Here is a 14624-nt window from a genome sequence, read left to right as displayed (position 1 = left end):
CCCGAGGTGAGCGCCGACCTGGCCGAGGAGCGGGACTGGATCCCGCCGCTGGTGGCCCCGGCGGCGACCGCCCGCTAGAACCCCCGCGGGGCGGGGCCCCCCGGCCCCCCCCCCCCCCCCCCCCCCCCCCCCCCCCCCCCCCCGGCCGGGGTGGCGCGGGGGCCGTGACGTGCGCGATGACCAGGGCGATGTCGTCCGAGGCCTCCTCGTGCCGGAGCGCCGACAGCAGCCGGTCACAGGTCGCCTCCAGGGGCAGCCCCGGCTCGGCGAGGAGCCCGCGGAGCAGGTCCAGACGGTCGTCCAGGGCCTCGTCACGCGTTTCGACCAGCCCGTCCGTGTAGAGGACGAGCCGGTCCCCGGGGGCCAGGTCCAGGACGGTGCTCTCGAAGTCCGTGCCACCGATGTCGGCCAAGCCGCACGCCCCGCCCGCACCCCCGCCGCCGCCCGCACCCCAACCGGGCCACCCGAATCCGCCCCCGACTCCGTCCCCGAATCCGACCCCGGCCCCGAATCCGACCCCGCCTTCGCCCAGGTGCGGGCCCGCCGCGCCCAGCCCCAGGCCTCCGGTGCCCAGGGGCACACCGGCCGGCAGGGCCAGGAGTTCCGGAGGCCGGCCCGCCCGGACGAGGACCGGGGGCGGATGCCCGGCGAGGGCGATCCGGCAGCGCGAACGGCGCGGGTCCCAGGTGGCGTACACGCAGGTCGCCATGGTCCCGTCGAGTTCGGCGGTGATGCGGTCCAGATGGCGCATGACCCGGGCCGGATCCAGTCCGAGGCCCGCCAGGGTGCGGGTGGCCGTGCGGAGTTGTCCCATGGTGGCGGCCGCGTGGACCCCGTGCCCCATGACGTCGCCGACCACCAGGGCGGTCCGGTTCCGGGGTTGCGGGATCGCGTCGAACCAGTCGCCGCCGATCCCGCTGGCCGCCGCCGAGGGCCGGTAGCGGAACGCGATCTCCAGTCCGGCGGCCCGGGGCGCGGAGTGCGGGAGGAGGTGGTGCTGGAGGGTGAGGGCGGTGTCGGCGGCGTGCTGGTACCAGCGGGCGTTGTCGATGGCGATGGCGGCCCGGGTGGCGAGTTCCCCGGCCAGTGTGACGTCGTCCTGGTCGAAGGGCCGGGGATCGCGGGTGCGCAGCAAGCCGAGGGCGCCGATGACCTGGCCGCGGGCGGTCAGCGGCACGGCCAGGTAGGAGTGCGCGCCGGACCGGGCCAGCAGGTCCGCGGCGGCCCGGTCGCGGGCGATGCGGGCCAGTTCGGGGCCGCCGATCCGCGGTACGAGGACGGGGCGCCGGGTGTTGACGCAGCGGGTGACCAGGCGGTCGGCCGGGTAGGCGGCGCTCTCGCCGACCGGGTCCGCCGCGCGGACGGCGGCGGTCGGGTGGGAGGCCGCCACCGCGAGGGCGGTGAACAGGGCCCGGCCGGGCCCGGGCCCGGGCGTCGTCGCCACGCTGCCTTCCAGCACGGAGCTGAGGACGTCCACCGAGGCGATGTCGGCCAGGTCCGCCACCACGAGGCCGGCGAGTTCCCGGGCCGTCCTTTGCAGGTCGAGGGTGGTCCCGACGGTGACGGAGGCCTCGGCGATCAGGTCCAGGCGCCGGCGGGCCTCCGCGGCCTCCCGGGCCGCGCGGTAGCTGTCGGTGACGTCCACCACCATCAGGGCGAGTCCGATCACCCGGCCCCCGTGGTCCTCCAGCCGGTAGTACGAGCCCGACCAGGCGTGTTCGTGGTCGGGATCGGCGGGCGTACGGCCGATGCCGTACTGGTCCAGCAGTGGTACCCCGGTGTCCAGGACCCGGCGCATGGACGCCTCGATCGCCTCGGTGTCCAGGAACGGCAGCGCCTCCCCGGGGGTCCGGCCGAGGTGCTGTCCGGCGGGCACCCCGTTGATCCGCTCCAGTGTCGGGTTGACCATGACATAGCGGAGGTCGGTGTCCAGGACGGCGAGCCCGAGCGGGGACTGTGCGACCAGGGGCACCGACAGGGCCAGGTCGCGTTCCACCCCGCGCAGGACCGCCTCGTCGCAGGCGACGCCCAGGGCGTAGACGCCGCCGTGCTCGTCCTGGAGCCGCATGTTGCGGAACTCGGCCAGCCGTGAGGAGCCGTCCTTGTGCCGTACCGGGAACACCCCGGCCCAGGTGCTGCCGTCCACCATGACCTTGGCGAACAGCTCCAGCACCATGTCGACGTACTCGTCGTCGACCAGCAGTTTCGCCGCGTAACTGCCGAGGGCCTCCTCGGCGGTCCAGCCGAACAACTGCTGGGCCTGGGGGCTCCAGAGGGTGATCCGCCCCTGGGTGTCCAGCACCACCGCGGCCACGCTGAGCACGTCCAGCAGCCCGCCGGCCTCGGAGGGCACGACGCGTACGGGGCCGGGAGGGACGGGAGCAGCGGAAGGGCCGGTCATGGAAGACCTCCTTCCCCGGCGCGGGTCCCTCTCCATCCTGCCCCCGTCCGACCGGGTCGGCAGCGGCAGCCCCCGGTCAGCTCACCGGCCGGCCCGGGCCTCGAAGCCGGCCAGCAGTGCGCGGGGGTCGAAGGTCACCCGGATCCGGCTGATCCGCCCGTCCTCCACGTGCATCCAGTTGGCCGTGGGGGCGGGCTCCGCCACGCTCGTGTGCAGGTCGAACCAGGTGATGACCTCGTCGCCCTCCGCCACCCGCACCCTGACCTCGATCTTCTCCAGTACCCGGCCGAGCCCGCGCAGCCCGTCGAGGGCCTCGGTCGCCCCCGAGGCCGTCCCCAGGGCGCCGACGAACTCGACGTCCTCGGCCAGCAGCCCCCGGAGGGTCTCGAAGTCGCCCGCCTCCCAGGAGCTGAAATAGGTCTCGGCAAGCTCCCGCGCAGTCCTCGTCTTCGTCTCTGTCTTCGGGTTCGTCATGCCCCCATGCTCCGCCCCTTCCCTTCCATCCGTCCAACAGATGGAACGGATGGGATCTATCATCTGCAGATATGGAGCTCCATCAGCTGCGCTACCTCGCTGCGATCGTGGACGAGGGCACGTTCACCGCCGCCGCCCACCGCCTGCACGTCAGCCAGTCCGGCATCAGCACCCAAGTAGCGAAACTGGAAGCGGAGTTGGGGCAGACGCTGCTCGACCGCTCCGGCCGCCGGATCCGCCTCACCCCGGCCGGCGAGGCGGTCCTCCCGCTCGCCAGGAACGTCCTCACCACCCTTGAGGACATCCGGCACACCGCCGCCGAGTACGCCGACGCCGTCCGGGGCCGGATCCGGCTCGGCATGATCATGGGCTGCTCGATCCCGGCCTTCCTCGACACCGTCGCCGGCCTCGGCCGCAGCCACCCCGGCATCGAACTCAGCCTGCACGAGGGCCATTCCACCGACCTCCAGGCCCAGGTGCTGGACGGCTCCCTGGACCTGGCCCTGATCGGCTACGCGGGCGAGGCCGCTCCGGGCCTGGAGGCCGATGTCGTCCTCGACGAGCCGGTCACCGCCGTCGTCCCGCCCGGCCACCCCCTCGACCGGACGGCCCTGCGCCTCGCCGACCTCCGGGACGAGAAGATCCTCTGCCTCCCGCCCGGCACCGGTATCCGGGCCGCCTACGAGGATTCGTGCCGCAGGGCCGGCCTGGACCCGCGGGTGGACCTGGAGGCCAGTTCCCCGGCCGCCCTGCTCCACCTCGCCGAGCGCGGGGCGGGTACCGCCGTGCTCAGCGCCTCCTCCGCACAGGGCGCCGGACTGCGGACCGTCCCGCTCACCGATGCCGCCAGCCACGCCCGCCTCGGGCTCGTCACCGGCCACGGCCGGCGCTCACCGGCCGTGCGGCTCCTGCGGAACCGTCTGCTGGCCGCACTGCGCGCGGACGGACTGCCGGACCAGAGGTGAGTGCGGGCGCCGCTCCAGCGGGTCCTCCAGCGGGTCCTCCAGTGGGACCTCCGGTGGGCCCTCCGGCGGCCGCGGCGAGCCCCGGCCGCCTGGGGCGACGCCCGGCTTCTCAGCTGCCCGGCAGGGTCTCCTGGAGCCAGTCGAAGACGACCTCGCAGTGCAGCTGCGGGGCCATGGGGGAGCAGTGCAGCTGGGCGCCCTCGGCGGCGGTCAGCTTCAGATAGTCCTTCGGCGAGGTGAGGGCCTCGTACATCCGGCGCGGCTGGCCGGGATAGAACTGCTCGCCCTCGTAGTCGAGCACCAGGGTGGGCGCCTTGATGCGGGGGACGACGTCGGTGATCGACAGCGCCCGGACGCGGGTGGCGGGGGTGTAGAAGTCGGTGAACAGCTTGCCCTGCCTGGCTTCGAGCATCGCGGGGACGGAGAACGGCTCGAAGCGCTTCTTCATCACCGCCGCGTCCGCCGGGGTCAGCTGCGGCACGACCTCCTTGTTCCAGATGTCGTTGGTCTGCTGCTTGTCGGGCGTGAGGATCTGACGGATCTCCGCCGGGAACCCCAGCCAGGGCTCCACGCACCCCGGCATCGCCACCAGTGCCGCGATCCGGGTTTCGAACGCGGCGGCGCGGGGGGCGAGGTCGCCCGCCATGCTCAGGCCCGTGAGGGCGATCCGGTCGGGGTCCACGTCGGGCCGGGCCGTCAGCCAGTCGACGAGCGGGGTGACGACCTTCTCCCAGGTCGGGGTGAACACCACCCGGTCGACGAACAGCAGCTGGCCCTGACCGGGGCCGTCGTACACGAGCGCGTTCCAGCCGCGTTCGAGGGCGGCCGGGACGCCATATGTCCACATGTCGACGTTCTGGCCGTCGCTGCCGTTGGTCAGGATGACCGTGGGGCGCGGGGTGTTGGAGGTGTCGGGCCGGAAGAACCACACCGGCAGGGGGGTGCTGCCGTACGGGACGTTCGCCTTGACCGGAGCCGGGTCGCAGAGGTCGCAGAAGGTGTCCCAGGCCGCGCGCCCGGAGCGGTAGAGCTTCTCCTCGCTGCCCGGATCGTCGGACCCGAGGACGAAGAACAGGGCCTGGCCGTAGTACTGGGCGGCCCGCAGCGCCCGGAAGCGCCGGGTCTGGTCGTCGGCCGGGGCGCCCGGGGGCGCCTTGAGGAGCCGGTCGCCGAGTTCGCGGAAGGTCGTGACGAAGGTCTGGGCCGACAGCCCGGCGTCGTTGACGGCGTTCACGGCGGTCAGGACCTCGCCGACCTCCGCGGCTCCCGCACCGGACGCGCCGAGGGCGAGCAGGCCGTTGAAGTTGTACGCCGGGTCCTTGAACAGGGTCATCACACCGGGGGTGATACCGGCGGCCGCGGCGCTCGCGGACGCGGAAGCGGCCGCCGAGGCGCCGGTGGTGGCCGCCGCCGGTGCCCCGGGCGCGCCCGCGCGGGCGCAGCCGGCCACGAGCGCCGCGCCGGCCCCGGCCCCGGCGGCGAGCAGAGCGCGACGGGTGGGGTCGGAGGACCGGGGATCCGCTGGCTGCTTCATGGCCCGGAACGTAACCGCCGCCCCCGGGGTCGGCATCCGAACCGGTGGGTGCGGGCCGCGGTCGGGCGGGCGGCGGGAGCGCCGGCCCGATGGGCGAACGTCCAGGTCGTGGGCTTGCGGAGGCGCAGGGTCGCAGGCTCCTCACCCCGGGGACCGGCTTGGTCCGCCCGGAGGACCCGGCGGTCCGCCGGACGGAGGCGCCCGGCGGCCCGGAACCCGCGCGGAGGGTCCTCGTCGATCCCCGAGAGCTTCGCGCCACAAATCGTGACCATTCATGGCCCATGATCGATTTTCGATACACGCCGAATCCCACCAGCCACAACAACCCCACCCGCCCCTGTGGCATTCGGGTGATCTTGGTCTGGCCGGAGACTTTCCACTGCTTAAGCTCCACCCTCATGACAACAAGCCAGAAAACCCCAACGGCATGGGAATCGGCCGACGTTGCCATCCTCGGAGCCGGGCCCGCCGGACTGGTCCTGGGAAACCTCCTGCTCGCCGCGGGAGTCGACTGCGTGATCCTGGAACGCGCCACCCGCGAGCACGTGCGCACCAGGGCCCGGGCCGGCTACCTCGCCGAACACACCGTGCGCATCCTCGACGGCCACGGCCTGGCCGACGGCGTCCACCAGCGCGGACAGCGGCACGCCAGCTGCGAGTTCCGCACCGAGAGCAATCGTTTCCGCCTCGACTACAGCGGGCTCGGCAAGGGCGAGTGGCACACCGTCTACCCCCAGCAGGAACTGGTCACCGACCTGCTGGCCCGCTACACGGACGCCGGCGGCCGGATCCACTTCGAAACCGAGGCGCTGGCCGTCCACGACACCGACGGACCCCACCCCATGGTCGAGGCCCGCGACAGCGGGGGCCGCCCCGCCCGATGGCGCGCCCGGTACGTCGCCGGATGCGACGGCCGGCACGGCGCCGCCCGCCGCTCGCTCCCCGACGGCGCGGTGCGCCGCCACCACCGCGACCACGGAGTGACCTGGCTGGGCGTCCTCGCGGCCGCCCCGCCGAGCCTGGACGCGGTCGGCTACGCCATCCACCCCCGGGGCTTCGCCGGGCACATGGCCCGCTCCGCGCTCGTCACCCGCTACTACCTCCAGGTCGAACCCGGCACCCTCCCCGACACCTGGTCCGAGGACCGGATCTGGGAGGAACTGGAACTGCGGCTCGGCGCGGCCGAACACGGCCCGCTGACCCGCGGCCGGATCCTCGAACGCGCCGTCGTCGACCTGGAGTCCGATGTCCTGGAACCCCTCCGGCACGGCTCCCTCTACCTGGCGGGCGACGCCGCCAGCCTGATCAGCCCCTCCGCCGCCAAGGGGGCGAACCTCGCCGTACTGGAAGCCGAGATCCTCGCCCGGGCCCTCGTCGCCGACCTCCGGCACGGCGACCCCGGAGCGCTCGACCGCTACTCCGCCGAATGCCTGGAGTACATCTGGCGGGCACAGGAGTTCTCCCACTGGATGATCGGTCTGCTCCACACCCGGCCGGCCCCGGGGGCGGAACCCGAGCCGGGCCGGGCCACCGCCGGGCCGGACGACGACGGCTCGCTCTTCCACGACCGGCTGCGCCACTCCCGGATCGAGGCGCTGCGGACCTCGCGCAGCCTCCAGGACTGGTTCGCCGAGAACTACGTCGGCCTCTGAGGGGGCCCGGACCACCGACCACCCCCGGCCCGCCCCCGCCCCCGCCCTGCCACGGCGAGCGCTCCGCCCCCCCCGAACCGGCCAGGGGCACACCGGGCCGGACCGGCACGAACCGAACAGGCCCAGCAGGCGCCGGACCGGCCAGGTACGCACCGGCCCCCGCCGGGCCGCCCCCGCCCGGGCCTCCGGCCACCCGGCCCCGGCCGGGCCCGCACACCCACCGTCCCACTCCGCCGCGGCCCCATCCGCGCTGCCCCGCCCCATCCACGCTGCCCCGCCCCACCCGCCCTTCCCCGTCATCAGCCGTCCCGCACACCCTCCCTTCCCCCATCGAGGACTCCATGACGACCCCCACCGCGCCACCCGTCACCACGTCCCCCGCCACACCCACCGTGACACCGGTCGTGACCCCCGCGAGGACACCTGAGACGGCGGCGGCGAGCACCGCCGACGACACCGCCCGTCTGGGCGCCGCCGTCGACTTCGTCCGGAACCAGGACACCACCACGCTGCTCGGGTTCCTGCTGCCCGGCCTCGACGGACCGGAGCTGGCAGCGCTGGCCGAGCGCTGCCGCTTCGCGCACGCCGCCCTCCTCGTCTTCCCGCGCGGCGAGGCCGCGCTGCGCGGGCAGTTGGCCGCCTGCGGCCTGGACGCCGACCAGCCGGCCCAGCCCAGCGTCGTCGTCCGCGACCGGCTGGCCCACCGGCACGGCCGGACCGCGGCCGAGCTGGACGTAAGGATTCTGCGTCCCTCGGTGGACTGCCGTGACGGCGAACGCCGGATGGTCGAGGTGTTCACCCTGCCGGTGCCGGCCGGCTCCGAGCTGGAGGAGATCGCCGTACGGGAGCGGGTCGCGGACCACGAGGCGCACGTGGCCTTCGAGGTCCTGCACCCGGACCCGCTGGTGCTGCGCGGGCTGTGCGCCACCTTCGCCCGGCACGGGGCCCTCGCCGACGGCGGGGGCTACAACCCGCACGAGGACGGCACGGTCCTCTACTTCACCGCCCCCGCCGACTCCAAGGCCGGATACCGGCGGGTGGAGCTCTACGCCTGCGGGGACCACCGCGACGTGCTCGCCCCGCACCTCGACGCCCTCCGTGCCCGGCAGCCCGCCGAAACGCTCCTGCGGTTGATGACCGGGGCCTGGACCACCCAGGCGCTGGCGGCCTGCGCACGGCTGCGGCTGCCCGAGGCCATGGACCTCCCGGCCGCCGGCCCGGACGCCGGGCCCGACGGCACGGCCCGTGCCGCCGTCGGCGTGGACGTACTGGCACGGGCCGTCGGCGCCGATCCGGGCAGCCTCGCCACCCTGCTCCGCTATCTGGCCATGCTGGGCGTGGTCGAGCAGGAGCCGAAGGGGTTTCGCCTCACCCCCCTCGGGGCACTGCTGCGCGCGGAGGCCGCCGGTTCGATGCGGGCGCTGGCGCTGATGTACGGGGGCGCGTTCTACCAGTCCTTCGCCCTGCTCGCCGACGCCGTGCGTACCGGCCGGACCGGCTTCGAGCAGCTTTTCGGCGAGAACCACTTCGACTACTTCGCCCGCCATCCCGCCCTGGCCGAACGCTTCGACCGGTCCATGGCCGCCAGCTCGCACATGTTCGAGACGCTCCCCGCCCATCCGGTCATCGCGGCAGCGGCCGCCGGCGCCGCCGCCGGCGCCAGTGCCGGCTCCGGCCGGCGGACCGTGGTCGACGTGGCCGGCGGAACCGGGGAGCTGCTCGGCCGGATCCTCACCGCCCACCCGGACCTGAACGGCCTCCTGCTGGAACGGCCGCACGTGGTCGAGGCCGCCCGCGAACACCTCGACACCACCGGCACCGGCGCCCGCTGCACCTACCGGGTGGGCGACTTCGCCGAGGTCCCCGCGGGCGGTGACGTGTACGTGCTGTCCAGGGTCCTGCACGACTGGGACGACGACCGCTGCCGGGAGATCCTCGGCCACTGCGCCCGGGCCATGCCCGAGCATGCCGACCTGCTCATCGTGGAGCGGCTGCTGCCGGACGACGGGTCACCGTCGCTGGCGACCGCCTGGGACCTCCACATGATGTGCAACGTGGGAGGCCGCGAGCGCCGCCTCGGCCACTACGCGGAACTCCTCGCCCACGCGGGCCTCCGGCTGGTCGGCAGCGAGCCGCTTCCGCTGGGCGCGAGCGTCCTGCACGCCCGTAAGGCGGCGCCGGGGGTCCGCTAGCGGCCCGGCCCCCGGTCGCCGGGGTGACCCGGCTGGGCCGGGGGCGGACGGGCAGGCTAGTTTGCTCGGATGAGTCTTCTCGATGATGTGGCGGAGCGCGACGGCTGGCGCTGCTGGGTGTGCGACGAACCGGTGGATCCGGACGAGTCGGTGAACGACCCGAGGGGCCCCAGCGTGGACGCCCGGACCGCCGACCGGAAGGCCAAGGTCGCCGAGCGGCTCGCGCACCGCGGCTGCAACAGCCGCAAGGGCGCGGTGAAGGTGGTCATCGCCTGGCCGGAGAGCCTGTACGTGGTCGAGCCCGCTCCGCTGATCGCCGTCGCCGAGCGGCTGGAGCGCAAGGGCGGCCGCGAGATGGTCGGCCGCTGCCCGACCAGGAAGGACGCCCAGGAGGCGGCGGACTGGCTGGTGGACCGGTTCTCCCGGCTCGTGCCCGGGCTGCCCGTGACCGCCTCCGTGGACGCGGGCGGCGGCCAGTTCCTCGTCACCCTGGCCACCGGCCGCCGCTGATCGGGGGCGGTGCCGGCGCCGTCCGAGGACGGCGAGTGTGTCGCATATCTCAAATCATCCGATTTGTGTATGAATCTCTCTGGCCGGTCCCGGCCCTGTCCCGCGCATCGCGGGAGCGGGCCGCAGGACGGGCCATCCGAAGAGTCGATTCAGCACGAACCGGAGTGGTAGATGGCTCAGGACCGAAGGTTGGGCATGCGGCGGGCGTTCGTCAGCGCCGCCGTGGCGCTGGTGCTCTCGACGACCAGTGCCGGGGCGGCGGCGTTCGCGGCACCGGCCGCCGCACCGCATCCGGCCGGATCGAAGGGCACCGCGGTCACCCAGGGCGGCGCCCAGGCCGCCCGGCCGTCGGCGCGCGCCGTATGCCCGCCCGGGCCGGTGTGGGCCAACACGGGCGGTCCGGTGCAGCGCCTGTTCCAGTACGACTCGACCGGCGTCCAGCTGTCGACCGCCCCCCTGGTCCGGGACTACGGCGACATCGCCTTCAGCGCCGACGGATCCAGGCTGTACGGGGTGGACTTCCCCGGCACCGGCGGCGCCAGCCTGTACACGATCGACCCGGTCACCGGGGCGGAGACCGCGACCGTGGCCATCACCGGTGCGATCCCGCTGTTCGCGGGGGCGGGCAACACGGCCGTCAACGCGCTGACGGCGCGCGCGGACGGGACGCTGCTGGCCGGTTCGTTCGCGACCCCGCAGATCTTCGTGATCGACCCGGCGACCGGGGTCAGCACGAACTTCACCGCGTCGTTCCCCACCGGGTGGGTGTCCGCCGGTGACTTCCTGACCCTGCCCGACGGGGACGTCCTGGCCTTCGGTACGGCGGCGGGCTCCGTGGCCGGGGTGCCGTCCGGAGTGTTCCGGATCCACCCGGACAACTCGGTCACCCAGATCGGCACCATGCCGCAGATCTTCGGCGCCGCGCTCTCCGGCGACCTTCCCGTCGGGTTCGGCTCCGGCGGCGACATCTACCGGCTGACCAGTGTGCCGACGGCGGCCTCCACCAGCCCGCTGCCGGTGACCACCCTGGCCTCCCCGGGCGTCGGATTCTACGGCGGCACCTCCGGGCAGGACGCCGGGCAGTGCCCGCAGCCCTCGTACACGGTCGCCAAGTCGGCCTCCACCGCCGGCCCGGTGTCGGAGGGCGACACGATCACGTACACGGTGACGGTGACCAACACCGGCACGGCGGTCGGCAACGGCGACTTCACCGACGACCTGTCGGGCATCCTGGACGACGCCACGCTCGTCCCCGGCTCGGTGACCGCCTCGACCGGAGACGCGGTCGTCCAGGGCGACGAACTGATCTACACCGGTGTCCTCAACGGCGGGGCCACCGCCACGGTCACCTACCAGGTGCAGGTCAACGCGCCCGTCACCGGTGACTACAGCCTGGCCAACACCGTCACCGCCACCTCCGAGGGCGGCTCCTGCGCCACCGCGGGCGGTTGCACGGTCACCGTGCCGGTCAACGGAGCCGTCCGCGGCCTCACCGTCGTCAAGGACGCCACCGAGGACGACTTCACGGCGGCCGGCCAGACCCTGCACTACAGCTACCTGGTCACCAACACCGGCAACGTCCCCGTCTCGGCGCTCACGGTCTCCGACAACGGACCCGGCACCCCGCAGGTCACCTGCCCCGACACCACCCTCGCCCCGGGTGCGTCGACCACCTGCACCGCCACCCACACCACCACCGCCGCCGACATCCGCAACGGCAAGGTCGTCAACACCGCCACCGGCAAGGGCACCGCCCCCGGCGGGGTCGCGGTCACCGGAGGCAGCAACACGGTGACCGTGCCGTACGCGGGTCTGCGGATCGCCAAGTCCGCCTTCGAGCAGAGCTTCTCGGGGGCCGGCCAGACGATCCACTACAGCTTCACCGTCACCAACACCGGGCAGACCGTGCTTAACGACCTCGCGGTGGCGGACGACGGACCGGGCAACCCGGACCCCGAGGTCAGCTGCCCGGTCGACTCCCTGGCCCCGGGCACCTCGACCACCTGCACGGCCGTCTACACCACCACCCTCGCGGACGTGGCCGCCGGCCGGGTCACCGACCTGGGCCGGGCCACGGCCACCACCCCCGGCGGCAGCCCGGTGACCGGCACCAGCAACACCGTCACCGTCCCGGCGGTGGGCACGGAACCGAAGCTGACGGTGTACAAGGACGTGGAGGAGACCGCGTTCTCCGCCGCCGGCCAGCTGCTGCACTACACCTTCACGGTCACCAACACCGGCACCGTCCCGGTCTCGGGGATCAAGGTCACCGACATCGGGCCCGGCAACCCGAAGGTCAGCTGCCCGGCCACCACCCTGGCCCCGGGTCAGTCCACGATCTGCACCGCGACCTACCGGACCACCGCCGCCGACGTACGCGCCGGGAAGATCACCGACGTGGCCAAGGTGACCGGAACCGGTCCCAACGGGCAGCCGGCGGACGCCACCAGCAACACCGTGACCATCGTGGCCTGCGCCCCCTGCCGGGACAAGGACCACGGCGGCTGCAAGGGTGACCACCCGGAAGGCAAGCCCCACAAGGCCGCTCACAAGCCCGGCAAGCCCGCCCACAAGCCCGGCAAGCCCGCCGGCAAGGCCGCCCACAAGCCGGCCGGGGCCGGCCACGGCGCCCGGACCATCCAGGCCGGCTGACCCGCCGATCCACCGGCCGACCGACTGACCGACTGACCGACGGGCCGGCCGGCCGGCCGACGCCTCAGCCGTCGGCCGGCCGCCGAACCCGCTCCTCCCGGAGCACGCCGGGGGTCAGCCCGGTGGCCCGCCGCAGCACCCGGGTGAGATGGCTCTGGTCGGCGAACCCGTGCGCCACGGCGATGTCGGCGATGTCGGCGATGCTGTCGTCGCTGTGGAGCAGGGCGCTCTGGGCCCGCTCGACGCGCTGCCGCAGCACGTACTGGTGCGGGCTCTCGCCCAGCGAGGCCCGGAACAAACGGTTCAGATGGGCGGCGCTGACCCCGGCGACCGAGGAGAGCTCCTCCAGGGTGATCCGCCGGTCCAGGTGTACATGGATGTAGTCGCGCAGTTCCGCCAGCCGCCGGGCCGGCAGGCCGCCCGACTCCGACCGGGGCTCCACACCCGAGGCGCACCGGCGATGTGCGCGGATCATCCAACCCGCTGCGCGGATCCTTCAAGCCCCCCCGGCCACGGCGCATGCTGCTGAGCGCGGGTGCGCCACCTCACACGGCCCGCGGGGGCACACCCCACACCCCTGATCTCAAGGAGACAGCCATGGTGAAGACCCCGGACAAGACGCTCGCCGGGAAGGTCGCCTTCGTCGGCGGCGCCTCCCGCAACCTCGGTGGGCTGATCAGCACCACCATCGGCGCCGAGGGCGCCAAGGTCGCCGTCCACTACAACAGCGACTCGGCCCGGGCCAAGGCCGAGGACGTGGTCGCGACGATCAACGCCGGCCCCGGCGAGGCCTTCGCGATCCAGGCCGACCTCACGAAGGTCGCCGAGGTCGAGCGGGTCTTCGACGAGGTGGTCCGCCGCTTCGGAAAGCTCGACTACAGCGTCAACACCGCCGGCATGGTTCTCAAGAAGCCCCTCACCCAGATCACGGAGGAGGAGTACGACCAGATGTTCGCGGTCAACTCCAAGGCCGCGTTCTTCGTGATGCGCGAGGCCGCCCGCCGGATGGAGGACGGCGGCAAGATCATCACCATCGTCACCTCCCTGCTCGCCGCCTACACCGGCCTCTACTCCTCCTACGCGGGCAGCAAGGCACCCGTGGAGCACTTCACCCGCGCCCTGTCCAAGGAGCTGTTCGGCCGGAACATCTCCGTCAACAACATCGCGCCCGGACCGATGGACACCTCGTTCTTCTACCCGGCCGAGGACGACGACTCCGTCGCCTACCACAAGTCCTCGGCGATGAACGGGGACCTCACCAAGATCGAGGACATCGTGCCCTGGGTCCGCCACATGCTCACCGACGGCTGGTGGGCCAACGGCCAGACCCTCTTCCTCAACGGCGGCTACACCACCCGCTGAACCCGCCGAACCGCTGACCCGCGAATCCGCGGGTCCGTCCAAGACCGTGGTGCGGGGCGAGGTCACACCGCCCCGCACCACGGTCTTCCCGCACCACGGGCCTCCCGCACCGTTCCCGCGCCCGCCGCCATGACCAGGGCGCCGGTGATCTGGGCGAACCAGGAAGTTCGTCCAGGCCCACCAGGTGGGGCGCGGGCGCGGCCGTCGCGGACTACGACTTCACCGTCATCACCATCGGCTACGTCATCATGCGCCTGGCGATGGTCCCTGTGGTGGCTGTACTTCGCCGACGAGACGGCCCCGCCGGCTCGACTCGCCGGCCGCCGCGCTCCGTTGGGGGGTACGGCCACTACTTCCTGTTCACCGCCGCGGCGGCGGTGGGCGCCGGACTCGCGGTGAACGTCGCCCAAGCCACCGGCCACGCCGACATCTCGCGGACCGCGGCCGCCGCCGCGTACACCCTGCCCGTCGCCGTCTGCCTCACCGCGTTCGCGCCCGCCCCGGTCCTGCTGACCGGCCTCATCACCGCCGCCCTCGTCACGGCCACCCTGGTCATCCTGAAGAGGCCCCCTGACCCCGGCAGACTGAACACCCCCGAGGAGACCTGATGCCCCCCTCACCGTCATGGTCACCGGAGCCGGCACCGGAGTCGGCAGGCAGACCGTCGAAGCCCTCGCCGAGGCGGGACGCACCGTCTACGCGAGCCTGCGGGACATCCGGGGCCGCAACGCCGACCGGGTCCGGTACCGCCCGCTTCAGCGAGGGCACCCGGCCCGCCGAGCGGGGGAACTCCAGGCCGCCCTGATGGCCCGGCTGGGCCTCGAACGTCTCCTGTCACCGGCGGCCGACGGGCCCACCGACGAGAAGCCGCAGGGGTCGTGA

General features: G+C 73.6%; 12 protein-coding genes. 8 read left to right on the top strand and 4 right to left on the bottom strand.

What is annotated here, in order from left to right:
• On the bottom strand, positions 1-2401 hold a 2401-nt coding region (locus tag ACZ50K_RS34790), incomplete at its 3' end, for a SpoIIE family protein phosphatase (protein ID WP_468910884.1).
• A gap of 81 nt (positions 2402-2482) precedes the next feature.
• Entirely contained in the window at positions 2483-2875 is a 393-nt protein-coding gene (locus tag ACZ50K_RS34785) for a nuclear transport factor 2 family protein (RefSeq protein WP_468910882.1), read from the bottom strand.
• 71 nt (positions 2876-2946) lie between these two features.
• Between ACZ50K_RS34785 and ACZ50K_RS34780 the strand changes: the two genes are divergently transcribed.
• Complete coding sequence (locus ACZ50K_RS34780) at positions 2947-3840, top strand: LysR family transcriptional regulator (protein ID WP_468910879.1); 894 nt, start codon at positions 2947-2949, stop codon at positions 3838-3840.
• 109 nt (positions 3841-3949) lie between these two features.
• Here the strand turns inward: ACZ50K_RS34780 and ACZ50K_RS34775 are convergent, their stop codons facing one another.
• Positions 3950-5374, bottom strand: coding sequence for an alpha/beta hydrolase family protein (locus ACZ50K_RS34775; RefSeq protein WP_468910876.1), 1425 nt, complete (start codon positions 5372-5374; stop codon positions 3950-3952).
• Positions 5375-5772: 398 nt separating this feature from the next.
• On the opposite strand from ACZ50K_RS34775, the gene ACZ50K_RS34770 reads away from it, so the two are divergent.
• The 4 genes from ACZ50K_RS34770 to ACZ50K_RS34755 all read left to right on the top strand — a co-directional run bounded on the left by ACZ50K_RS34770 (position 5773) and on the right by ACZ50K_RS34755 (position 12380).
• Positions 5773-7026 (top strand): 4-hydroxybenzoate 3-monooxygenase, encoded by a 1254-nt coding sequence (locus tag ACZ50K_RS34770; RefSeq protein ID WP_468910873.1) that lies wholly within the window; start codon positions 5773-5775, stop codon positions 7024-7026.
• Positions 7027-7367: 341 nt separating this feature from the next.
• Positions 7368-9218 carry a methyltransferase gene (locus ACZ50K_RS34765; protein ID WP_468910870.1) on the top strand — a complete coding sequence of 617 codons (1851 nt, stop codon included), beginning with the start codon at positions 7368-7370 and terminating at the stop codon, positions 9216-9218.
• Positions 9219-9287: 69 nt separating this feature from the next.
• Positions 9288-9728 (top strand): hypothetical protein, encoded by a 441-nt coding sequence (locus tag ACZ50K_RS34760; protein WP_468910867.1) that lies wholly within the window; start codon positions 9288-9290, stop codon positions 9726-9728.
• A gap of 171 nt (positions 9729-9899) precedes the next feature.
• Complete coding sequence (locus tag ACZ50K_RS34755) at positions 9900-12380, top strand: DUF7507 domain-containing protein (protein ID WP_468910865.1); 2481 nt, start codon at positions 9900-9902, stop codon at positions 12378-12380.
• Positions 12381-12444: 64 nt separating this feature from the next.
• Here ACZ50K_RS34755 and ACZ50K_RS34750 read toward each other — a convergent pair whose 3' ends face one another.
• Positions 12445-12822, bottom strand: coding sequence for a helix-turn-helix domain-containing protein (locus ACZ50K_RS34750; RefSeq protein WP_468910862.1), 378 nt, complete (start codon positions 12820-12822; stop codon positions 12445-12447).
• Between the two features lie 155 nt (positions 12823-12977).
• Here ACZ50K_RS34750 and ACZ50K_RS34745 point away from each other — a divergent pair, with 155 nt between their 5' ends.
• The 3 genes from ACZ50K_RS34745 to ACZ50K_RS34735 all read left to right on the top strand — a co-directional run bounded on the left by ACZ50K_RS34745 (position 12978) and on the right by ACZ50K_RS34735 (position 14624).
• On the top strand, positions 12978-13742 hold the full coding sequence (locus ACZ50K_RS34745) for an SDR family oxidoreductase (RefSeq protein WP_468910859.1): 765 nt from the start codon (positions 12978-12980) through the stop codon (positions 13740-13742).
• Between the two features lie 272 nt (positions 13743-14014).
• Complete coding sequence (locus ACZ50K_RS34740) at positions 14015-14350, top strand: low temperature requirement protein A (protein ID WP_468910857.1); 336 nt, start codon at positions 14015-14017, stop codon at positions 14348-14350.
• 16 nt (positions 14351-14366) lie between these two features.
• Positions 14367-14624 (top strand): hypothetical protein, encoded by a 258-nt coding sequence (locus tag ACZ50K_RS34735; protein WP_468910854.1) that lies wholly within the window; start codon positions 14367-14369, stop codon positions 14622-14624.

The sequence above is a fragment of the Streptomyces sp. NPDC033845 genome, from assembly GCF_055576225.1.
This window is presented reverse-complemented; position numbering and strand designations above follow the sequence as displayed.